Origin of the sequence: Candidatus Brevundimonas phytovorans, assembly GCA_029203145.1 — a bacterium.
GTDB classification, from domain to species: domain Bacteria; phylum Pseudomonadota; class Alphaproteobacteria; order Caulobacterales; family Caulobacteraceae; genus Brevundimonas; species Brevundimonas phytovorans.
In genome coordinates this window covers 266,247-288,005 of the sequence record CP119309.1, presented here as the reverse complement: position 1 = coordinate 288,005, position 21,759 = coordinate 266,247, and the positions used below count along the sequence as shown (strand labels likewise).

At 68.7% G+C, this 21,759-nt stretch carries 17 protein-coding genes; 9 read left to right on the top strand and 8 right to left on the bottom strand.

Annotated elements, in window-relative coordinates; all coding sequences use genetic code 11:
* Positions 1-51: 51 nt before the first annotated feature.
* Positions 52-1,653, top strand: a complete 1,602-nt coding sequence (locus P0Y52_01375) for an ATP-binding protein (protein WEK58214.1) — start codon at positions 52-54, stop codon at positions 1,651-1,653.
* A gap of 40 nt (positions 1,654-1,693) precedes the next feature.
* Here the strand turns inward: P0Y52_01375 and P0Y52_01370 are convergent, their stop codons facing one another.
* Positions 1,694-2,584 (bottom strand): SDR family NAD(P)-dependent oxidoreductase, encoded by an 891-nt coding sequence (locus P0Y52_01370; GenBank protein ID WEK58213.1) that lies wholly within the window; start codon positions 2,582-2,584, stop codon positions 1,694-1,696.
* Positions 2,585-2,753: 169 nt separating this feature from the next.
* On the opposite strand from P0Y52_01370, the gene P0Y52_01365 reads away from it, so the two are divergent.
* From P0Y52_01365 to P0Y52_01340, 6 genes are all read left to right on the top strand, one after another.
* Positions 2,754-4,928: a TonB-dependent receptor gene (locus P0Y52_01365; GenBank protein WEK58212.1), complete on the top strand. Its 2,175-nt coding sequence runs from the start codon at positions 2,754-2,756 to the stop codon at positions 4,926-4,928.
* A gap of 80 nt (positions 4,929-5,008) precedes the next feature.
* Positions 5,009-6,595, top strand: coding sequence for an AMP-binding protein (locus P0Y52_01360; GenBank protein ID WEK58211.1), 1,587 nt, complete (start codon positions 5,009-5,011; stop codon positions 6,593-6,595).
* 70 nt (positions 6,596-6,665) lie between these two features.
* A complete protein-coding gene (locus tag P0Y52_01355) occupies positions 6,666-7,373 on the top strand; it encodes a TetR/AcrR family transcriptional regulator (GenBank protein ID WEK58210.1) in 708 nt (235 codons plus the stop codon).
* Entirely contained in the window at positions 7,366-8,616 is a 1,251-nt protein-coding gene (locus tag P0Y52_01350) for a serine hydrolase (protein ID WEK58209.1), read from the top strand. The genes P0Y52_01355 and P0Y52_01350 overlap by 8 nt, the downstream gene beginning before the upstream one ends.
* Positions 8,617-8,651: 35 nt before the next feature.
* Positions 8,652-9,953 carry an MFS transporter gene (locus P0Y52_01345; protein WEK58208.1) on the top strand — a complete coding sequence of 434 codons (1,302 nt, stop codon included), beginning with the start codon at positions 8,652-8,654 and terminating at the stop codon, positions 9,951-9,953.
* A gap of 41 nt (positions 9,954-9,994) precedes the next feature.
* Positions 9,995-11,632, top strand: a complete 1,638-nt coding sequence (locus P0Y52_01340) for a carboxylesterase family protein (protein WEK58207.1) — start codon at positions 9,995-9,997, stop codon at positions 11,630-11,632.
* 18 nt (positions 11,633-11,650) lie between these two features.
* Here P0Y52_01340 and P0Y52_01335 read toward each other — a convergent pair whose 3' ends face one another.
* From P0Y52_01335 to P0Y52_01305, 7 genes are read right to left on the bottom strand one after another with little or no spacing between them, the layout of a single operon-like run.
* Positions 11,651-12,340 (bottom strand): response regulator transcription factor, encoded by a 690-nt coding sequence (locus P0Y52_01335; GenBank protein WEK58206.1) that lies wholly within the window; start codon positions 12,338-12,340, stop codon positions 11,651-11,653.
* Between the two features lie 10 nt (positions 12,341-12,350).
* Entirely contained in the window at positions 12,351-15,020 is a 2,670-nt protein-coding gene (locus P0Y52_01330) for a sensor histidine kinase KdpD (protein ID WEK58205.1), read from the bottom strand.
* Entirely contained in the window at positions 15,020-15,604 is a 585-nt protein-coding gene (gene kdpC, locus P0Y52_01325; GenBank protein ID WEK58204.1) for a potassium-transporting ATPase subunit KdpC, read from the bottom strand. The genes P0Y52_01330 and kdpC overlap by 1 nt, the downstream gene beginning before the upstream one ends.
* Positions 15,604-16,359 carry a TorF family putative porin gene (locus P0Y52_01320; GenBank protein WEK58203.1) on the bottom strand — a complete coding sequence of 252 codons (756 nt, stop codon included), beginning with the start codon at positions 16,357-16,359 and terminating at the stop codon, positions 15,604-15,606. Before P0Y52_01320 ends, kdpC begins: the two co-directional genes overlap by 1 nt.
* A 30-nt stretch (positions 16,360-16,389) precedes the next feature.
* Positions 16,390-18,468 (bottom strand): potassium-transporting ATPase subunit KdpB, encoded by a 2,079-nt coding sequence (gene kdpB / locus P0Y52_01315; protein WEK58202.1) that lies wholly within the window; start codon positions 18,466-18,468, stop codon positions 16,390-16,392.
* 12 nt (positions 18,469-18,480) lie between these two features.
* A complete protein-coding gene (gene kdpA / locus P0Y52_01310; GenBank protein WEK58201.1) occupies positions 18,481-20,193 on the bottom strand; it encodes a potassium-transporting ATPase subunit KdpA in 1,713 nt (570 codons plus the stop codon).
* Positions 20,194-20,209: 16 nt separating this feature from the next.
* On the bottom strand, positions 20,210-20,296 hold the full coding sequence (locus tag P0Y52_01305; GenBank protein ID WEK59422.1) for a potassium-transporting ATPase subunit F: 87 nt from the start codon (positions 20,294-20,296) through the stop codon (positions 20,210-20,212).
* A 261-nt stretch (positions 20,297-20,557) separates the two neighbouring features.
* Between P0Y52_01305 and P0Y52_01300 the strand changes: the two genes are divergently transcribed.
* Positions 20,558-21,226: a PepSY-associated TM helix domain-containing protein gene (locus P0Y52_01300; protein WEK59421.1), complete on the top strand. Its 669-nt coding sequence runs from the start codon at positions 20,558-20,560 to the stop codon at positions 21,224-21,226.
* Between the two features lie 12 nt (positions 21,227-21,238).
* Positions 21,239-21,754 (top strand): DUF2271 domain-containing protein, encoded by a 516-nt coding sequence (locus tag P0Y52_01295; protein WEK58200.1) that lies wholly within the window; start codon positions 21,239-21,241, stop codon positions 21,752-21,754.
* Positions 21,755-21,759 lie beyond the last annotated feature (5 nt).

The following is a 21,759-nucleotide window of genomic DNA, read 5'->3' as shown; positions in this document are numbered from 1 at the left end:
AAGCGCCGACCGCCTAACTGCGCTCTCGCAAAACGCGGAAGGGGCGACAGAATGGCCAGGATCGGAGACTTCGTCGAGGCGGCGCCGCCCATGGCGCCCGAGGCCTTTGGGGCCGAAGCCTTCGACCGCTTTCAAGCCGAACCCGACACCCTGGTCATCGCCGTGGTGGACGAGGAGGGTCGCCCCGTCGGCCTGATCGAGCGCAACGCCTTCACCCTGAAGATGGCCGCCGAGTTCGGTCGCGCCCTCTATGCGCGGCGTCCGGTTTCGGCCCTGATGGACCCGAACCCGCTGATGGTCGAGGCCGACGCCTCGGCCGACGTCCTGTTCCAGACCATGGACGCGGCGGGGCTGGGCGCCCTGCTGAAGGGTTTCATCGTCGTGTCGCGCGGCCGCTATGTCGGTGTCGGCGCGGGGCTGCATGTGCTGCAAGCCGGGGTGGCCATCCACAAGCGCCGCGCCGAGGCCATGAGCGAACTGGCCCAGAACCTGGTCCGCGCCGAGGCCGAGGCCCGCGCCTCCAGCCGCGCCAAGTCCGAGTTCCTGGCGGTGATGAGCCACGAGATCCGCACGCCGCTGAACGGGGTGCTGGGGGTCGCCGCCCTGATGGAGCGCGAACTGACGCAAGACGCCCTTCGCCCCTATGTCCGCACCATTCTGGACTCCGGCGCCAGCCTGCTGCGCCTGCTGACGGACGCCCTCGACATGTCACGCGCCGAGGCGGGCGTCCTGACGCTGGAGCCGGCGCCGCTGGACCTCGACGCCGTGGCCGCCGACCTGTCGGCCCTGTGGCGGCCGCGCGCAGAGGAGAAGAACCTGCGCCTGACGGTCACGACGGAGACGGGCGCCGCACGCTGGGTCGTCGGCGATGAGATGCGTTTGAAGCAACTGCTCAACAACCTGATCGGCAATGCCCTGAAGTTCACGCAAGTCGGCGCGGTCGAGGTCAGCCTGAGCACCTGGCTGGACGACGGGCGGGTGCGGCTGGAGGCCGTGGTGGACGACAGCGGGCCGGGCGTCAGCGACGAGGCGGCGACCGCCATCTTCGAGCCCTTCAACACCGGCGAGGCCGGACGCCAGGGCGCGGGCGCAGGCCTGGGCCTGGCCATCTGCCGCCAGATCGTCGAGCGGATGGCGGGGACGCTGAGGCTGGAGCGCTCGCCCGCCGGCGGGGCCCGGTTCCGTTTCGACCTGCACCTGCCGCTGGCCGAGGCTGACGCCCGCAGCCATGACGACCGGACCGCCGCGCCGACGACGCACGAGACCCTGCACGTCCTGGTGGTGGACGACAACGCCGCCAACCGCTTCGTGGCGGGCAAGGTGCTGGCGCTGTTCGGCTGCACCCATGAGACGGCTGACGACGGGCGCCAGGCGGTGGAGCGGGCCGCGCTCGCCCCCTTCGACCTGATCCTGATGGACGTGAAGATGCCGGTGATGGACGGGGTGGCGGCGACGCGGGCCATCCGCGCCCTGCCCGGCCCGGCGTCCGCCGTGCCCATCCTGGCCCTGACCGCCAACGCCGACCCGCGCGACGAGGCCGAGTATCTGGCGGCGGGCATGGACGGGGTGGCGCAAAAGCCGATCCAGCCCGACGCCCTGCTGAACGCCATCCGCCTGGCCCTGTCGCGTCATGCGGTGGCGGCCGCCGCCTGAGCGCCGCCGTCGCTGTTCCCCCCAGAGGCCGGGTGGCGCGTCAAGCCGCAGCGGCCGAGGCCCGCCCGGGGTGATTGATTTCATGCTGGTACTGGGCCGACCCGGAGGCGGGCGTCGCCTCTCCGGCCCGATCGGACACCTGAGGCCAGCACTGCCGCAACCGATCGGCCGCGTCCGGGGCGTCACCGATATAGACCCCCTGCGTCATGGTGATATGGGCCTGCTCGAACCCGCCGGACCCGGCCAGGAGCACCATTCGGGTCGGCGCGTCTTCAGCGACGAGAGCGACCACGCCGGGACTGACCAGATCCGTCGATAGGCCCTGAAGCGCCTCCTGCGAATAGAGGCCTTCGGTCATCTGGGTGGCGGCGCTGGGCGCCAGACAGTTCACCCGGATGCCCGACTTCTCGCCTTCAAGCGCCAGGGTCTGCATCAAGCCCACCAGAGCCATCTTGGCCGCAGCGTAGTTCGACTGGCCGAAATTGCCGTAGAGACCCGACGACGAGGTCGTGAACACGACCCGCCCGTAACCCTGCGCCCGCATGTGCGGCCAGGCGGCCTTGGTGACATTGACCGAGCCCATGAGATGGACGTCGATGACGGCGGCGAAGTCATCCAGATCCATCTTGGCGAAGGTCCGGTCGCGCAGAATCCCGGCGTTGTTGACGACGATATCCAGCGATCCCCAGCGCGCGACGGCGTCCGCGACCATGGCCTCGACCGCCGGGCGGTCAGTGACGCTGCAGGCGCAGGCGACAGCCTGCCCCCCGGCCTCGCGAATCGCCGCCGCCACCGCCTCGGCGCCGACCGCCGACATGTCGTTGACCACCACCCGGGCGCCGTACCGCGCCAGCGCCAGCGCATGCGAACGCCCCAGGCCCCCGCCCGCCCCCGTCACGATCGCCGTGCGGCCTGTCAGATCAATCTTCATGGTCCCTCCTGCTGTCCTGGCGAGCGCGCCCGCGGCCGGCAGGTGACGACAAACTCGCCAAAACGTCAACATTCACTCGCCGGCTAGTGAATGTTGACAAGACCCGCATTGAATGAAAGCTTGACCCTATGGCGTCGTCAGAACGCCGAGGAAACCGGAGGGAATGACCATGGCCGACAGGCTCTGGATAACGACATCTGTCGCAGCGCTGCTATGGGCCGGGGCCGCCCAGGCCCAGGACGTCGCCAATCGCCCCACGGTGCAGGCGGACGACGCCGCCGTGACGGTGGAAGAGGTCGTTGTGACGGCCGAACGGCGCACCAGCAACCTGCAGACGACCGCCGTCGCCGCCACGGTTCTTTCCGGTGAAAGCCTGGCCGATCGGGGCGTCTTCTCGCTGGAGCAACTGCAGTTCGTGGCGCCCTCCACCACGGTCCAGAACTTTGGCCAGGGCAATTATTTCAACGTCCGCGGCATCGGCAAATCAGAGCCCACCACCGCCATCGGCGTCGGCGTCACCACCTATCGCGACGGCGTCCCGGTCTTCCCCGGCTACTTCCAGACCGAGCCCTATTACGACATCGGCAGCGTCGAACTGCTGCGCGGCCCCCAGGGCACCTTCGCCGGCACCAACGCCACGGGCGGCGCGGTCTTCATCACCTCGCGCAACCCCGACTTCTCGGGCGTGAACGGCTATGTGATGGGCCAGGTCGGCAACTACGACAACCGCAAGGCCCAGGGCGCGGTCAACCTGCCGCTGAGCGATACCCTGGCCGCGCGCTTCGCCTTCAACAGCGAGCAGCGCAGCAGCTTCCACGACATCACGGGCCCCTATCGGGGCAGCCCGGGCGACGTGGACATGAACAGCCTCAGGGCCAGCCTGTTGTGGAACCCGACGCCGAGCCTGCGCGTGCTGGTGAAGGGCGACTACAACAATCTCGACTTCGGCGGCTATCCGGCCGATCCCGCCCTCTCGACCAATGATCCCTTCAAGATCACCGCCAACGGGCCGCATTCGGGCAAGGATGAGACGGCGCGGGTGTCGTTGAACGTCAGCTACGTCTTCGACAACGGCCTGACCCTTCGCTCGATCACCGGCTATCAAGACGGCGTCAGCGAGTTCTCGACCGACCTGGACGGGACCAGCGCGCTAAACAACACCTTCTATGATCGGGTCGAGGAAGACGTCTGGTCCCAGGAGATCAACCTGATCTCGCCTGACAACCAGCGCCTGACCTGGCTGCTGGGCGCCTTCTGGCAGCAGGATAACGTGACCTTCCCCGTGACCACCTTCCCGGAAGGGGCCTATCACGTCGGCTTCCCCGAAGGCGTGCTGGACTACTACATCTTCGGCGACACCCCCAAGGAGACCCGGGCCGTCTTTGGTCAGGTCAGCTACGATATTTCGGAGCGACTGCAGGTCCAGTTCGGGGCGCGCTGGTCGAAGTCCACATCCAGAAACGACGACGTCTACACGACCTATCCGGCGTTCAACCTGATCCTGTTCCAGGACTCGGAAGTGACGGCCGAAAAGACGACCGGCAAGCTCAGCGTCAACTACAAGGTCGATGCGAACAACTTCCTCTACGGCTTCGTCGCCACCGGCTTCAAGATGGGCGGGCTGAACGCGCCCAACTTCTATGTGCCGCCGCGCGACTTCGGCCCCGAAGACGTGACCGATTACGAAATCGGATGGAAATCGACGATGTTCGGCGGCCGGGTGCGCACGCAGCTGGGCGCCTACTACATGGTCTATGAGGGCTTCCAGGTCGCCATCGGCGATCCCGAATATCCCCTGTTCAGCTCCATCATGAACGTGGCGGACCAGACCCGGCTGATGGGCCTGGAAGCCTCGGCCCAGATTCGTCTCAACGCCTGGACCATCGATGTCGGCGGAGCCATTTCGAAATCGGAGCTGGGCGAATTCTATGCCGCCGATCCGCGCGTGGCCCGATCCGGCGCCTGTGACGCGACGAGCGGCCCGGCCAGCGTCAACTGCCTCAACCTGAGCGGAAATAGCCAGAGCTACGCGCCGGAAGTGACCTTCAACATGGGGGTCCAGTACGACTTCGCCTTCGCCAACGGGGCGACGTTGTCGCCGCGGATCGACTTCGCCCACATCGGCGAGGCCTACACGACCATCTTCAACAATGCGGCCCTGGGCGACCGGTTGGAGGCTCGCAATCTGGTCAACCTGCTGCTGAGCTACCGGACCGGCGACTGGACCCTGGCGGCCTACGCCCAGAACGCGACCGACCAGACCTATATCGCCGCAATCAACGCCGGTCTTCGCTACGCGGGTCCGCCGCGGCAGTTCGGCCTGAACCTGACCAAGACCTTCTAAAAACCTGACGGGGGCGCCTGGCGCGTCCCCGCTTCCGGCCCTCCCCGGCCCTTGTAACTGTGTCTGGACCTACCCCACGGATGACCGGCTTCACTCCCGCCCTCATGCAGGATTATGCGCTCACCGTTGATCGCTTCCTCGATCACGGCGCCAAATGGCACGGCGCGGCGCGGGTCGTCACCGCAGGCGGGCCGGACGACGACCAGACGATCGGCTATCGGGATCTCCGCGACCGGGCCAACAGGCTTTCCGGCGCCCTTCTCGGCCTGGGACTGAGACCGGGCGACCGCGTGGCGACCCTGGCGTGGAACACGCAGAACCATATGGAGGTCTGGTACGCCGCCATGGGAGCGGGCATGGTCTGCCACACCCTGAATCCGCGTCTGACCCTGGCCCAGCTCGCAACCATGGTGGTCGAGGCGGACGATCGGGTTCTGGCCATCGGCGCCGACCTGCGCCCCCTGGGCGACGCCCTTATGGTCGCCTGTCCCAACCTTGAACATCTGATCCTTCTGGACGGCGAGCCTGATCAGGGCGAGGCGCGCGTCTTCGACCTGGAGAGGCTGATCGCCGCCAAGGGCCGGCCCGTTGCGTGGGGCGGTTTCGAGGAGACGACCCTCGCCGGGCTCTGCTTCACCTCTGGAACCACAGGGGCGCCCAAGGGCGTCGGCTACACCCATCGCTCCAACTACCTGCACACCATCCGGTCCCTGCAAGCCGACGCCATGGCCTTGACGGCGGAGGACGTCATCCTCGTCGCGGTTCCCATGTTCCACGCCAATGCCTGGGGCCTGCCCTTCGCGGCACCGGCCGTGGGCGCGAGCCTGGTCCTGCCCGGGCGCGTCACGGGCGGACCGGCGCTGGAGCGACTGATCCGGTCGCACGGCGCCACCGTGGCGGTCGGCGTGCCGACCGTCTGGCTCGGTCTTGTCGATCATCTGGACCTGACCGGCGGCGACCTGCCGTCGCTGAGGCGCATCATCCTCGGCGGAGCGCCCTGCCCCGACGCCCTGCTGCAACGGCTGGAAAGCCGCCTTGGCGTGACGGTTCAGACCAGTTGGGGCATGACCGAACTGTCGCCGCTCGGCGCCATCTCGCCCGCCACGGCGCGGCCGGACGCCCGGCGCGGCGCCGGACGCCCGCCGATGGGTCTAGACCTGCTGCTGACCGACGAGGCCGGACGGCCCCTGGATGACCAGCGCAACGCCGTGGGCCGCCTGAAGGTGCGGGGGCAAAGCGTCATCCAGCGCTACTATGGCGCCGAGGCCTCAGCGCTGGACGCCGAGGGATGGTTCGACACCGGCGACCTTGCGAAGATCGACGATGCGGGCAACCTCGCCCTGGCGGGCCGGTCCAAGGACCTGATCAAGTCCGGCGGCGAATGGATCAATCCGATGGAGATCGAGGAGATCATCGGCGCCCTGCCCTCGGTGAGCCTGGTGGCGGTGATCGGCCGCGTCGACGCCAAATGGGGCGAGCGTCCGGTCATGATCGTCGAACCGACCGGCGATGCAGCCCTGGACCCGGCCGAACTCAAAGCGGCGCTGAAGGGCCGCATCGCGGACTGGTGGATTCCCGACCAGATCCTCACGGTCGAACAGATGCCGCTGGCCGCAACCGGCAAGATCAACAAGACGCAGCTTCGCGCCGTGTTCGGGGACGCATAGAGTGGCGGCTGTTTCCGTCCCGGAATCGGCGCACCGACAGGTCGCGGCCGGGCGCATCGAGGTCCAGCGCATGTCTTCCACTCCCGTCCGCAAACCCCGCCGCAAAGCCGAACAGCGTGCAGAGAGCCTCGAACAGTTGCTGGACGCGGCCGAGGACCTGTTTTCTCGCAACGGCCTTCACGGCGTCACCATCAAGGACATCGCCGACAAGGTCGGGGTGCACAAATCCCTGATCCACTACTATTTCACGGACAAACAGGAAGTCTTCGACAAGGTGATGGCGCGCCGCGCGCCCATCACCGTGGGTCGACGGATGGAGGCGCTCGACGCCTATGAGGCCCAGGTCCAGGGCCGGCCGACGGTCGAGGGCGCCCTGCGCGCCTTTCTGGACACCGACCTCGACACCTATTCGACCGGCGGCGACGGCTGGCGTCATTTCGGCGCGCTGAGCGCCCAGATCAACAACACCCCCACCTGGGGCGCCGAGGTGATGGACCGCCTCTATGATCCCGTGGTGTTGCGGCTGATCGGCCTGTTGAAACAAGCCCTGCCCGACTGCGCCGACGAAGACATCTTCTGGGGCTATCACTTCGTAACCGGCGCCCTGACCCTGACGCTGGCCCGGACCGGCCGGATCGACCACCTGTCCGGCGGCCTGTGCCGATCCGACGATTTCGAAGCCATCAAGGCCCGCATGGCCGCCTTCATGGCCCATGGCTTCATCGGCATCTGCCAGAGCCGTGCAGCCGAACGCCGGAGCGCCGCCGACGATGCCTGACGCAGGGGGCCTGATCTTCTCGACCGGGCCCGACGACCTGGGCTTCAGCCGTAGCGGTCTTGATCGGCTGGACGCCTTCATGGCCGGTCTGGTCGAGGAGGGTCAGGTCGCGGGCGCCGCCGCCCTTCTGATGCGGCATGGCGAGGTCGCCGCCTTCAGGACGTTCGGTCACGCGCGTCTGGGCGAAGCGCAGCCGCTAGCGCGGGACGCGCTGTTTCGCATCTATTCAATGACCAAGCCGGTCGCCGCCGTGGCCATGATGATCCTCTTTGAAGAGGGCCTCTGGGCGTTGGACGACCCCATCACCACCGTCCTGCCCGAGTTCATGACGACCGAGGTCTATTGCGGCGTCGACGAGAACGGGGCCTTGCTGACCGAAAAGGCCCGGCGGGCGCCGACCCTGCGCGAGTTGATGAGCCATACCGCGGGCCTTGGCTACGGCCTGTTCGACGTCCACCCGGTCGAGCGCGCCTATCGCGACGCCTCGGTGCTGGGGGCGGCCAGCCTCGACGAACTGGCCCGTCGGGCGGCCCGCATCCCCCTGATGTTCCAGCCAGGCGAGGAGTGGTTCTACTCGATTGCGGCCGACCTTCAGGGCCTCGTCGTCGAGCGCCTGTCCGGCCAGACCTTCGGCGACTTTCTTCGGGACCGCATCTTCGTGCCGCTGGGGATGGTCGACACGGGCTTCCAGACCCGCCCCGACAATGAGGCGCGCCTGGCGACCATCTACAGCGATGACGGCGCGGGCGGGTTGCAGGAGGCGACCCACGTCTTCGACCTGGCCATCAACGACTATACGCGCGCGCCGCGCTATCAGGGCGGAGGCGGGGGGCTGCTGTCGACGGCGACGGACTATGGGCGGTTCTGCCAGATGATCCTCAACGGGGGATCGCTTGACGGCGTCCGCATCCTTGCGCCCGACACCGTGGCCCTCATGAGCGCCAACGCCGTCTCGCCGGCTGTGCTCGCTGTGCCCAACGCCCTGCGTCTTCTGCCCTTCAGCCCGGCCCTGGGCTTCGGCCTGGGCTTCTCGGTCGTCCTGGACCCCGCGGCGCTGGGCGCGCCGGAGGGACGCGGGACCCTGAGCTGGGGCGGCGGCGGCGGCACCTGGTTCTGGATCGACCCCGAAAACGACCTGATCTTCGTCGGCCTGACCCAGCGGATGGCCGACCCCGTCAGCGCGGCGTTTCGCAGCCGCGCGCGGGCCCTTGTCTACGAAGCCCTGATCCATCCCGAAAAATAGACGGGCCCCAAGGCCCGCTTCACGAGGAACCGTTCATGAGACATCCGACGATCGCCGCGCCGCCTTCGACGCCGGTCAGCCGCCAGGCCTGGGTGGCCCTGGGCGCGCTCTGGTTCATCTACGTGCTGAACTTCCTCGACCGACAGCTGCTGTCTATCCTCGCCAAGCCGATCCAGGACACCCTTCATATCAGCGACGGCCAACTCGGCCTTCTGGGCGGGCTGTATTTCGCATTCTTCTACTGCTTCATCGCCATTCCGGTGGGCTGGCTGGCGGACCGCACCAACCGCGTGGCCGTCGTGGCCGTCGCCTGCGGCATCTGGAGCGCAGCGACCGTCGCCTGCGGCCTGTCGCGCAACTTCGGCGAGCTGGCGGCGGCGCGGATGACAGTCGGCTTCGGCGAGGCGGGGGGCGTACCGCCCTCCTACGCCATCATCACGGATTCCTTCCCGCCCGGTCGCCGCGGCATGGCCCTGGGCATCTACAACCTGGGCCCGCCCATCGGCGCCGCCATCGGCATCGCCTTCGGCGCATCGGTGGCCGCGGCCTTCAGCTGGCGCGCCGCCTTCGTGGCGATCGGACTGGTCGGCGTGGGCGCGGCGCTGCTGCTGATGCTGATCGTGCGCGAACCCCGACGGGGCGCTCTGGACCCCGCCAGGGCCGATGGCGTGCAGAAGGCCGGTTTCTGGTCCACCGTCCGCATGTTCTTCTCGCGCCCCGCCCTGGTTCTGGCGGCGCTGGGCAGCGGCGTGACGCAGATCATCACCTATGGCCTGGGCAACTTCGCCACCCTGTTCCTGATGCGCGAAAAGGGCATGACCCTGGCCGATGTGGCGCTCTGGTACGCCATTGTCGTCGGCGTCGGCATGAGCGCCGGCATCTTCGCCTCCGGCTGGCTGATCGACCGTTTCACCCGCCGCTCGAAAAGGGCCTACGCCCTTCTGCCCGCCACCTCGCTGGCCCTGGCCGTTCCCTTCTATATCGCCTTCATCTGGGCGCCGACCTGGCCTCTGGCGCTCGCCTTCCTGACCCTGCCGACCTTCCTCAACTACTTCTACCTCTCCTCGTCCGTGGCGCTGGTCCAGGCAGAGGTTCAGCCCAATCAGCGGGTGATGTCCGGGGCGCTTCTGCTGCTGGTGATGAACTTCATCGGCATGGGCGTCGGTCCCACCTTCGTCGGCCTGGCCAGCGACGCCTTCCGCGCCACCCACCCGGAGAACTCGCTGCAGATCGCCCTCTACGCCCTGACGCCGGTCTATCTCGTGGCGATCGGGCTTTTCCTTTGGCTCGCCAAGGTTCTGGGGCGTGCGGACCGCATCACGGAGGCCGCCCGATGAAGCCCGCCGACTGTCTCTCAATCCTCTGCGCGGCGCTCTCGATGGTCGCAGCCCCGGCGGTCGCCGCCGAGCCGTCCGCGTCCACTGCTCCCATCGCCGCCGTTTCCGAGGGCGCCGTGCGCGGACGCCTGGAGGACGGACTCCAGGTCTATCGAGGACTGCCCTATGCTGCACCGCCGGTCGGCCCGAACCGCTGGCGTCCGCCGCGCCCGGCGCCGCAGCGGACGGGGGTTCTGGACGCATCCCGTTTCGGGCCGGCCTGCATTCAGCCCACGCCGCAGGTCGCCTCCATCTACTCGCAGGACCTCGGCGCCACGAGCGAGGACTGCCTCAGCCTCAACATCTGGGCCCCGGCGACGGCGACCAAGGCTCCCGTCATCGTATGGATTCACGGCGGCGCCCTGTTGGCGGGATCAAGCAAGGAGCCTCTCTACGACGGGGCGGCGCTGGCCGCGAAGGGCGTGGTGGTCGTCTCCATCAACTATCGCCTGGGCGTCCTCGGCTACCTGGCCCATCCCGAGCTCAGCGCGGAATCCCCCCTGGGCGTTTCGGGCAACTACGGCCTCCTCGATCAGATCGCCGCGCTCGGCTGGGTGCAGAAGAACATCGCGGCGTTCGGCGGAGACCCGGACAATGTCACCATAGCGGGGGAATCCGCCGGAGGCCTGAGCGTCCTCTACCTGATGGCGTCGCCCCTGGCGAAAGGCCTGTTCGACAAGGCGATCGCCCAGAGCGCCTACATGATCTCGACGCCGGTTCTCAAGACGGCTCGCTACGGCGCTCCAGCGGCCGAACAGGCGGGCGCGGCGCTTCACCGTCCACTTCAGGCGCCCGGCCTGCGTGCGCTGAGAACCATGGACGCCCAGAGGCTGACGGACGCCGCCGCCCTGGCCGGCTTCTCGCCGTTCGCCGCCGTCGACGGCGTCGTCCTGCCCGACCAGTTGATCGACATCTTCGATCGCGGGCGACAGGCGGACGTCCCGCTTCTGACGGGATTCAACAGCGGCGAGATCCGGTCGCTGCGGATGCTGGCCCCCGCGGCGCCCGCCGAGGCGGCGGACTACGAACGCCTTATCCGGGAACGCTACGGCGATCTCGCTGACGTCTTCCTGGCGCTCTATCCCGCCGCAGACATGGGCGAGAGCATCCTGGCGACCACGCGCGACGCCCTCTATGGCTGGACCTCCGAACGCCTGGTGCGATCCCAGGGCGCGCTGGGGCGGCCCGCCTTCCTCTATCTGTTCGACCACAGCTATCCCGCCGCCGACGCCGCCGGCCTGCACGCCTTCCACGCCAGCGAGTTGCCCTTCATGTTCGGCAATCTGGACCGTACGCCGCCCCGCTGGCCGAAGGTCCCCGCGACGCCGGAACACCAAGGCCTGTCGTCCGCCATGGTCGACTACTGGGTCAGCTTCGCCCGGACGGGCGCGCCGTCTGCTCCGGGCGCGCCTGACTGGCCGCCCTTCGCCGAGGCCGGGTCGCAGATGGTGTTCGCGGACGAACCGCAGGTCCAGCCCGCCGCCCCCCGCATGTTCGCCCTGCACGAGCAGGCGGTGTGCCGGCGAAAGGCCGCCGATATGGCGTGGAACTGGAACACAGGCCTGGCATCGCCGGGGCTCGCGCCCGCGGCCGACGGGGCCTGTCTGCCGTCGCTGGCGAGGGGCGAGCGTCCCCGCTGACGCAAGCGCTCGGCCGCGTCAGTCCGCCAGCCGGTAGCCCACGCCCGGCTCGGTCGCGATCAGGCGCGGCTGGGCCGGGTCGACCTCCAGCTTCTGGCGCAGTTGGCCGATGACGACGCGCAGGTACTGGGTGTCGTCGACGTGGGCCTTGCCCCAGACGGCGGTCAGCAGGTCGCGGTGGCCGACCACCTTGCCGGCCTTGCGCGCCAGATGGGCCAGGACGTCGTATTCCTTGGGCGTGAGGCGCACGATGTCGCCCGCACGGGTGATCCGGCGGCGCTCCAGATCGATGACCACCTCGCCCGCCGTCAGCGGCCCCGTCGCCTCCACGCGCGGCGCGGCCTGGCGCAGGTTGGCGCGGACGCGAGCCAGCAATTCGCCGACGCCGAAGGGCTTTTCGACATAGTCATTGGCGCCCAGGTCCAGGGCCGCGATCTTCTCGGCCTCCTTGTCGCGCGCCGACAGGATGATGATGGGACCGGCGTAGAATTCGCGGGCGCGGGCCAGCACGTCCTTGCCGTCCATGTCGGGCAGGCCGAGGTCCAGCACCACGGCGTCGGGGCTCCACAGGGCGATGCCGCGCAGGCCCTCCTGCCCGCTGTCGGCGCGGCGCGGCTCATAGCCGGCGGCGTCCAGCGCCGGGGACAGGAAGCGGTGGATCTGCGGCTCGTCGTCGATGACGAGAATCTGGGGGCGGACAGCGGCCATGCTGCGGACCTTAGAGCAGGCTCGGGTGGGTGACGACGGCCTTGGGCAGGCTGATCAGGATGCGGGTGCCTTTTCCATCCTGAATGGGGCTGGCGGCGGCGATGCGGCCGTTCATGGCCTCGACGAAGCCCTTGGCGATGGCCAGACCCAGACCGGCGCCCTTGGTGCGGTCGGACGGCTCCTCCATGCGGCGAAACTTGTCGAAGACCCGTTCCAGCTCGGCGGTCGGAATGCCCACGCCTTCGTCCTCGATGGAGATGACGACTGCGCCCCGGTCCTCATAGGCGGCCAGTTCGACGGTTGAGCCGTCGGGGCTATAGGCGATAGCGTTCTCGAGGATGTTGACCAGGGCTTGTTCCAGCAGCCCCTGATCGACCATGACCAGACTGAGCTCGGCCGGGAAGTCGCGGGTCATTTTCCGCTCGCCCAGACGCCGCGCCACCCGCCGGCCCGCTGCGTTCAGCACGTCGCGCACATCGACCCAGTCGGCGCGGATGTTGAGGCCCCCGCCCTCCAGCCGGGTCATGTCCAGGAGGTCGCCGACATAGCGGCTGAGGCGCTCGGCCTCCTCGCGGATCGACAGCAGCAGGTCCGCGCGCACGGCGGGTTTCAGCTTATCGCCGAGGTCGATCAAGGTGGTCGAGGCCCCAAGCACCGTGGACAGCGGCGTTCTCAGGTCATGGCTGACCGAGTTCATCAGCGCGCCTCTGAAGCGATCTGTGCGGCGCAGGGTCTCGGTCTCGACCGCCTGCCCCGCCAGATCGGCGCGCTCGACCGCCACGGCGCCCTGATCCAGCAGGGCCAGGGCCAGCTTTTCCTCGTCCGAACCGGGCGACAGGGCCGCCGCCTCGATCCCGGCCACGCCCGCCCGGTCGCGCACGCCCTGCAGGGGGCGGAAGGTCCAGCGCGCCTGCGGCAGGGTGCCGGTGCCGTGCCCCGCCGGTTCGCCCTTTTCCCAGGCCCAGCGGGCGGCGGCCATGGCCTCGGCGCCCAGTTCGGGCTTGCCCGGCGCCCCGGCGATCAGGGTCAGTTCGTCATCCACGGGCAGCAGAACCACGGCCCCGGCGCCCGCCGCCGCCGCCGTCTGTTCTGCCAGAATCCGCGCGGCGGTCGTCCGGTCGCCAACACCGGTCAGGCGCTGGCTGGCGGCCAGCAGGGCCGAAACCGCCGAGGCGCGCCGCTGCGCCGTCTTGGCCTGCTCGCGCACGCGCCCGGCCAGCACGCCTGTGACCAAGGCCACGGCCCAGAAGACGACCAAGGTCAGAAGGTCGGTCGGCGAGCCGATAGCGAAGCTGAACTTCGGTTGCAGGAACAGGAAGTTATAGGTCAGGAAGGCGACCGTCGCCGCCGCCAGCGCCGGGCGCAGGCCATAGAGCACCCCCGCCGCCAGCACCGCCGACAGATAGATGACGCCCAGATCGACGCGCTCGAAGGTCCGGTCCAGCAGCAGGGCCACTCCCGTGGCGGCGACGACGCAGGCCGCGCCGACGGCATAGCCGCGCCAGCCGCCAGTGAACGCCACGCGCGGCTCACGCGGCGTCTTCTCCTCCAGATCGACCCCGTCGGTGATGACGTGGACGGCCACCCCGCGCGCCTGACGCAGCAGTTCGGCGGCCAGCGACCGGCCCAGCCATTCGGACAGACGGCTGTCGCGCCCCTTGGCCAGAACGATCTGGGTGACGTTGTTCTGGTGGGCGTGATCCATGACGGCGCGCACGACGTCGTCGCCGCTGAGGACGACCGTCCGTCCGCCCAGTTGCTCCGCCAGCTTCAGCGCGTCCGACAGCTTGCCCGCCGAGCCGACGCCGTGGCGCGCGCCCGAGGGCCGGTCGACGTGGGCCACGGTCCAGGGCGCGTCCATCATCATGTCCGACAGCCGCCGCCCCGCGCGGACCAGAGGCCCGGCCAGAGGATCGCCCGCGACCAGGACCAGAATCCGCTCCCCCGCCGCCCAAGGCCCGGTCATCCCCTGCTCGCGCAGGCGGGCGGTCAGTTGATCGTCCACTGTCTGGGCCGCGCGGCGCAGGGCCAGTTCGCGCAGGGCCGTCAGGTTCTCGACCTTGAAGAAGTTGTCCGAGGCCAGCCGCGCCGTCTCCGGCACATAGACCTTGCCCTCGGCCAGCCGCTTGCGCAGTTCCTCCGGGGTGATGTCCACCACCTCGATGTCGTCGGCGCGGGACAGGGCGCTATCCGGCACGCTTTCACGTTGCCTGATGCCGGTGATGCGCAGCACCACGTCCGACAGGCTTTCCAGATGCTGGACGTTCAGGGTGGTCCAGACGTCGATCCCGGCGTCCAGGATCTCCTCCACGTCCTGCCAGCGCTTGGGATGGCGCGATCCGGGGGCGTTGGAGTGGGCGTATTCGTCGACCAGCAACAGGTCGGGCCGTCGCGCGATGGCCCCGTCGATGTCGAACTCCAGCAGGGTCCGGTCGCGATAGGCGATGGGGTTGCGGGCCATGACCTCCAGCCCGCGCAGCAGGCTCATGGTCTCCTTGCGGCCGTGGGTCTCGACCACCCCGACGACCACGTCGTCGCCCTCGACCTTGCGGCGGCGGGCGGCGCGCAGCATCTCATAGGTCTTGCCGACGCCGGGCGACATGCCCAGAAAAACCTTCAGCCGCCCACGCTTTCGCGGGGCGGCCGGGGTCTTGCTCGTCGGGAGGATGGGCGGCGCCATCAGCCCTCCGCAGGACGCGGGAAGCGGGCGTCCAGCGCCATATTGGTCAGCAGCACATTGACGCGCGGCTGGCCCAGAACGCCGAACGTGCGGCCTTCGACATGCTGTCCGATCACCTTGCGCACCTGCGCCTCCCCTACCCCGCGCGCGCTGGCGATGCGGGCGATTTGCAGCTCAGCGTAGGCCGGAGAGATATGCGGGTCGAGGCCCGAGGCCGAGGTCGTGACGGCGTCGGCGGGGATGACCGTCGCCCCCGTTTCAGCCCGCAGGGCGTCGGCGTCCGTCTTGACCCGGGCGATCAGGTCCGGGTTCAGCGGGCCGAGGTTCGAGCCGGAAGACGCCGACGCGTCATAGCCGTCGCCCGCCGCCGAGGGACGCGGGTGCAGATAGCCCGGCTCGGCGAAGGTCTGCCCGACCAGGGCCGAGCCGACCACCTTGCCGGCCTTGTCGCGAACCAGGCTGCCGTCGGCCTGCTCCGAGAAGACCGTCTGGGCCACGCCCGTCACCGCGAACGGATAGGCGACGCCCAGAACGCCGGTGAACAGGGCGATCATCACGATCGCCGGGCGGATGTGGTTCAGCATCAGAAGGTCGCCTTCACGCTGGCTGCGACGCGACCGTCATAGGCGGCGCCGAAGTCGTGTTCGTCGGTGTCGAAATAGCGGACATCCAGCGCCAGATGGTCGGTCAGCTGCCAGGCCGCGCCCAGGTTCCAGGTGGTGTAGTCAAAGTCGGAGGACACCCACTGACGGCCCAGAGCCGCCGAGATGGTCCACCTGTCGGCGGGGCTGATCGCGCCGTTGATCTCGGCATAGGTCGCCTCGTCCTCGGACGCGCCGAAGAAGTCGGGCGACCAGTAGATGGCGGCTCCCAGGGTAGCCGGGCCGACCGCGCGCGAGGTTGCGGCCTTCAGCTCGACATAGTCGTAGTCGGCGCCGTCCGGCTGGCCGACGTAGAAGTAGCTGACCACGCCGAAGTCCCAGTTGTTACCGGCGAACTCGGGCCGGACGCCGGCGTAGAGGTCGATCTCGGCGTCGGTGTCGGCGTCCCCGGCGAAGGAGACGTTGCCGGCCCAGGCCCCGGCGTAGAACAGGCCCTGGGTCACATCGACCCCGGCGGAGATCGCCGGATCGCCTTCGGTCTGGCTGACGCCGCGGAAGACATAGTCGGTGCCGACGGCGGCGTTGAAGGCAAGGTCAGGGCCGGTCTTTTCAGCCGCTGCATCATCAGCCTTGGCCGGCGTGCTGCACAGGCCCAGGGCGATGATGGCGACCAGGCAGGCTCCGCCGAACAGAGCATCATTGGCGCCGGAAGCCTTGGGGAAGTTGGGTTTACGCATGAGAGTTTCCTTGGCGTCTCAGGGCGGGCTTCAGGCCAGGCCGAGGGCGGAGATGACGATGTCGATGAGCTTGATGCCGACGAAGGGGGCGATCAGGCCGCCCAGGCCGTAGATCAGCAGGTTGCGGCCCAGCAGTTTTCCGGCCCCCACGGCGCGGTATTTCACCCCGCGCAGCGCCAGCGGGATCAGGGCGATGATGACCAGGGCGTTGAAGATGACCGCCGACAGGATGGCGCTCTCCGGGCTGGACAGCTTCATCACGTTCAGCGCCGCCAGCGACGGCAGACCGACCACGAACATCGCCGGGATGATGGCGAAATACTTGGCCACGTCGTTGGCGATCGAGAAGGTGGTCAGGGCGCCGCGCGTGATCAGCAGTTGCTTGCCGACCTCGACGATCTCGATGACCTTGGTCGGGTCTGAATCCAGATCGACCATGTTGCCGGCCTCACGGGCGGCCTGGGCGCCGGTCTGCATGGCCACGCCGACATCGGCTTGTGCGAGGGCCGGCGCGTCATTGGCCCCGTCGCCGCACATGGCGACCAGACGGCCCTTGGCCTGCTCCGCCTTGATCAGGCGCATCTTGTCCTCGGGCGTGGCCTCGGCCAGGAAGTCGTCGACCCCGGCTTCGGACGCGATGGCCGCCGCCGTCACCGGGTTGTCGCCGGTGATCATGACGGTGCGCAGGCCCATGCGGCGCAGGTCCGCAAAGCGGGCCTTGACCCCCGGCTTGACCACGTCCTTCAGGTGGATGACGCCGACCAAGGCGTCGTTCTCGACCACCGCCAGCGGCGTGCCGCCTGAACGGGCGATGCGGTCCACGGCGGCGCGGAACTCGGCAGGCGCGGCGCTTTCGGCCAGACCCAGGGATTTCAGCACGGCGTCGACCGCGCCCTTGCGCCACGACTGGCCGTCGGCTTCCAGACCCGACTGGCGGGTCACGGCGCTGAACGGGATGGTTTTCGCGCCAGCGGGCAGATCGCCCGTCACGCCGGCGTTGCGGCCCAGCTCAACGATGGAGCGGCCTTCCGGCGTCTCGTCGGCCAGCGAGGCCATGACCGCCGCCCGCATCGCCGCCTCGGGACGCACGCCCGGCGCGGTGATGACCTCGACAGCCATGCGGTTGCCGAAGGTGATGGTGCCGGTCTTGTCGAGCAGCAGGGTGTCGACGTCGCCTGCCGCCTCCACCGCACGGCCCGAGGTGGCCAGAACGTTCACCTTCAGCAACCGGTCCATGCCGGCGATGCCGACAGCGGACATCAGCCCCCCGATCGTCGTCGGGATCAGGGTGATGAAGAGGGCGCCCAGAACGATGGGATCCAGCTTGATCCCCGAATAGGCGCCCAGACCCAGCAGGCTGGCCACCGCGATCAGGAAGACCAGGGTCAGCCCGGCCAGCAGCACAGACAGGGCCAGTTCGTTCGGCGTCTTCCTGCGGTCCGCGCCCTCGACCATGGCGATCATGCGGTCGAGGAAGGTGGCGCCGGGGGCCGAGGTGATGCGCACCTTGATCCAGTCGGAGACGACCGTTGTGCCGCCAGTGACGGCGGAGCGGTCGCCGCCGCTTTCGCGGATGACGGGGGCGCTTTCGCCGGTGATGGCGGCCTCGTTGACCGAGGCGACGCCTTCGATGATCTCGCCGTCCGACGGGATGACGTCGCCGGCCTCGACCAGGACGATGGAGCCGATCTCCAGCTCCCCCGCCGGGGTCGGAACGACCGTGCCGGTCTTCGGATCGACGATCAACTTGGCCTTGGTGGTGACGCGGGTGGCCCGAAGGCTGTCCGCCGCCGCCTTGCCACGCCCTTCGGCGATGCTTTCGGCGACGTTGGCGAACAGGACCGTGGCCCACAGCCACAGCGCCAGCTGGATGGCGAAGCCCGCCGCCTGGCCGCTGACCACCGCCACGACCGCCGAAGCGGTCGCCAGCAGGGCGACGATCCAGGTGGCGAAGATCACCGGGTTCTTGAGCAGTTTGGTCGGGTTCAGCTTGACGACGGCGTCGCCGAGCGCCCGGCCGAGCATGGCCCCGGTCAGACCGCCCGCAATGGGGGTCGGGCCTCTTTGGAGGGATGGGGGGCTCGACGGATCGAGCGTAATTTGGGTCATGAGATTATCCGATCAGAACCGGGCCACGACCTGGAGCATGTCGAAATGCTCCACGATCGGACCCAGCGAGAGGGCGGGGAAGAACTGCAGACCGCCGAGGATCAGGATCACCCCGATCAGCAGGCCGATGAACAGCGGGCCATGGGTCGGCAGCGTCCCGGTCGAGGGCGCCAGCTTGGGCTTGGCGACCAGGGCCCCGGCGACAGCCAGCACCGCGACGGCGGGGACGAACCGGCCCAGCAGCATGGCCAGACCCAGGGTGGTGTTCCACCAGGGGGCGTTGGCGGTCAGACCGGCGAAGGCCGAACCGTTGTTCCCCGTCGCCGAGGTATAGGCGTAGAGGACCTCGGACAGACCGTGCGGCCCCTTGTTCAGCAGACCGGCTAACGCTTCGGGCAGGACGGCGGCGATGGCCGAGAAGCCCAGCACCGACAGGGGCACGACCAGGACCGCCAGCATGGCGAACTGGATCTCGCGCGCCTCGATCTTCTTGCCCAGATATTCAGGCGTGCGACCGACCATCAGCCCTGCGACAAAGACCGACAGCATGGCCATCAGCACCATGACGGCGATGCCCGACCCGATCCCGCCAGGCAGGATCTCGCCCAACTGCATCAGGAACATGGTCACAGCCCCGCCCAGCGGCATGTAGCTGGCGTGCATGGAGTTGACCGAGCCGTTCGAGGCGCCCGTCGTCTGGGCCGCCCAGGCGACCGAGGACGGCACGCCGAAGCGGACCTCCTTGCCCTCCATATTGCCGACCGAGGTATCGACGCTGGCGGCGATGGCGGCCGGAGCCGGCTGGGTTTCGATAACATAGAGGGCCGAGGCGGCGCCGCCGAGCAGGATGACCGCCGCCACCACCAGGGCGCGCACGTCCCGCTTGGCCAGAACGCTGCGGCCAAAGGCGAAGAAGGCCGCCCAGCCCAGGACGTTGATGCTGATCGCCGTGATCAGGTTGGTCAGAGGCGTGGGGTTTTCCAGCGGGTGGGCCGAGTTGACGTTGAACACGCCGCCGCCGTTGATGCCCAGTTGCTTGATCGCCAGCTGACTGGCGGTCGGGAACAGGCTGATGGTCTGCTGGCCGCCCTCCAGCGTCGTCGCCTGGGCCGAGGCCGCCAGCGACTGCACCACGCCCAGACCGGCCAGAACCACAGCGACGATGAAGGCGATGGGCAGCAGGACATAGAGGCTGGTGCGCGTCAGGTCGGCCCAGAAGTTGCCGACGCCCTCGCCGCGACTGGCGATAAAGGCGCGGGCCAGCGCCGCCGCGATGGTCGCGCCGGTGGCCGCCGAGACGAAGTTCTGCACCGTCAGGCCGACCATCTGGGTGAAGGTCGACAGCGTGGTCTCGCCGCCATAGCTCTGCCAGTTGGTGTTGGTGACAAAGCTGACGGCGGTGTTGAAGGCCAGGTGCGGGCTGACGCCGTCAAACCCCTGCGGGTTCATCGGCAGGACGCCTTGCAGACGCAGCATGGCGTAGAGCAGGACAAACCCCGCCAGGTTGAAGGCCAGCAGGGCGCCGGCGTAACCCAGCCAGCCCTGGCTGCGCGTCGGGTCCACCCCGGCGGCGCGATAGAACAGGCCCTCCACCGGCTTCAGCACCGGGTCCAGCCAGGTGCGCTCGCCGTTCCAGACCCGCGACATATAGACCCCGATCGGCCAGCCGAGCACGACGGCCAGACCGAGGGTCAGGGCGATTTCCGCCCATCCTTGAATATTCATCTTGAGGCGGCTCCGCTCAGAACCGCTCAGGGCGCAGCAGGGCCGCAACCATGTAGCCGGCGATAACCAGGGCGCCGGCGCCCCACAGGAGGTTCAGCACCATCGTCACAACCTCTTCAACGCAACAGCGAGGGCGGCGAAGGCCAGAAAGGCCCCGCCGCCAATCGCCAGAAAGATCCCATCGGCCATGCCGACACCTCCAGCTCAGTTAGAGCCGCAGGAGACGCTTTCGGGACGTAAGAGGGCCATGCGGAAAGCGGCCGCCGCGCATAAGGGCGGCATAAGGGGCGTCCCCAAGCCCGCCCCGCGACATTCCGACGCCTAAACGGTATTGCAAATCGTTCGCAAGGTATGGCACAGCCATATGGTGAGTGAAGCCGCAGCCCATCCCGCCAAGACCGCCGCCCAACCCAAGGCGGCGTTGAACGCCAAACGGTCGTTCTGGCTGAAGCAATTGCACAGCTGGCACTGGATCTCGGCGGCGGTCAGCCTGGTCGGGATGATCCTGTTCGCCGCGACCGGCATCACCCTGAACCACGCGGCGCAGATTCCGGCCGAGCCGGTGACGAAGGAGGCGACGGCGACCCTGCCCGCGCCCCTGCTGGCGCGTCTGTCCGACTTCCCCGAGGAAACCACCGACGCCGTGCCCGCCACGGTGGCGCGCTGGGCCGCCGAGGCCTTCAAGGTGCAGGTGGACGGCAAACCCACCGAGACTACGGCGGACGAGATCTATGTCGCCCTGCCCACCCCCGGCGGCGACGGATGGCTGACCATCGACCGTTCAACCGGCGAGGCCGTGCATGAGAAGACCACGCGCGGCTGGGTCGCCTACCTCAATGACCTGCACAAGGGTCGGAACGCCGGGGTGGTCTGGTACTGGTTCATCGACGTCTTCGCCGTGGCCTGCGTGATCTTTTCCGTCACGGGCCTGGCCCTGCTGTGGCTGCACGCCCGCGGCCGCCCTTCGACCTGGCCCATCGTGGCTCTGGGTCTGCTCATTCCTGTCGTTATCGCCCTTCTGTTCATTCATTGACGAGTTCCCCTCATGCGTAAGCTTCCTCTCGTCCTGACCGCCGCCGGCCTCGCCGCCGCTGCGCCCGCCGTCGCCAACGCCGCAGACCTGACGGTGAACGTCGAGCTGCCGCGCATTTCCAGCGCCTCCTATCACCGGCCCTATGTCGCTGTGTGGATCGAGAAACCGGATCAGTCGACGGCGCAGACCCTGGCCGTCTGGTACCAGCAGACCCGCAACAACGAGGGCGACGGCAAGGACTGGCTGAAGGACCTGCGCACCTGGTGGCGCAAGGGCGGACGCGCCATGGCCATGCCCGCCGACGGCGTTTCCGGCCCGACCAAGGCCCCCGGTCGTCACGCCGTGACCGTGCCTGCCGCGCGCCTGCGCAACCTGCCTGCGGGCCAGTACAACATCGTCGTCGAGGCGGCCCGTGAACTGGGCGGCCGCGAGGTCGTCCGCGTGCCCTTCCGTTGGGGCGGCGCCAACACCGCCGCTGGAACCGGCTCCACCGAACTGGGCGCCGTTCGCGTCGCCGTGACCCGCTAAGGACC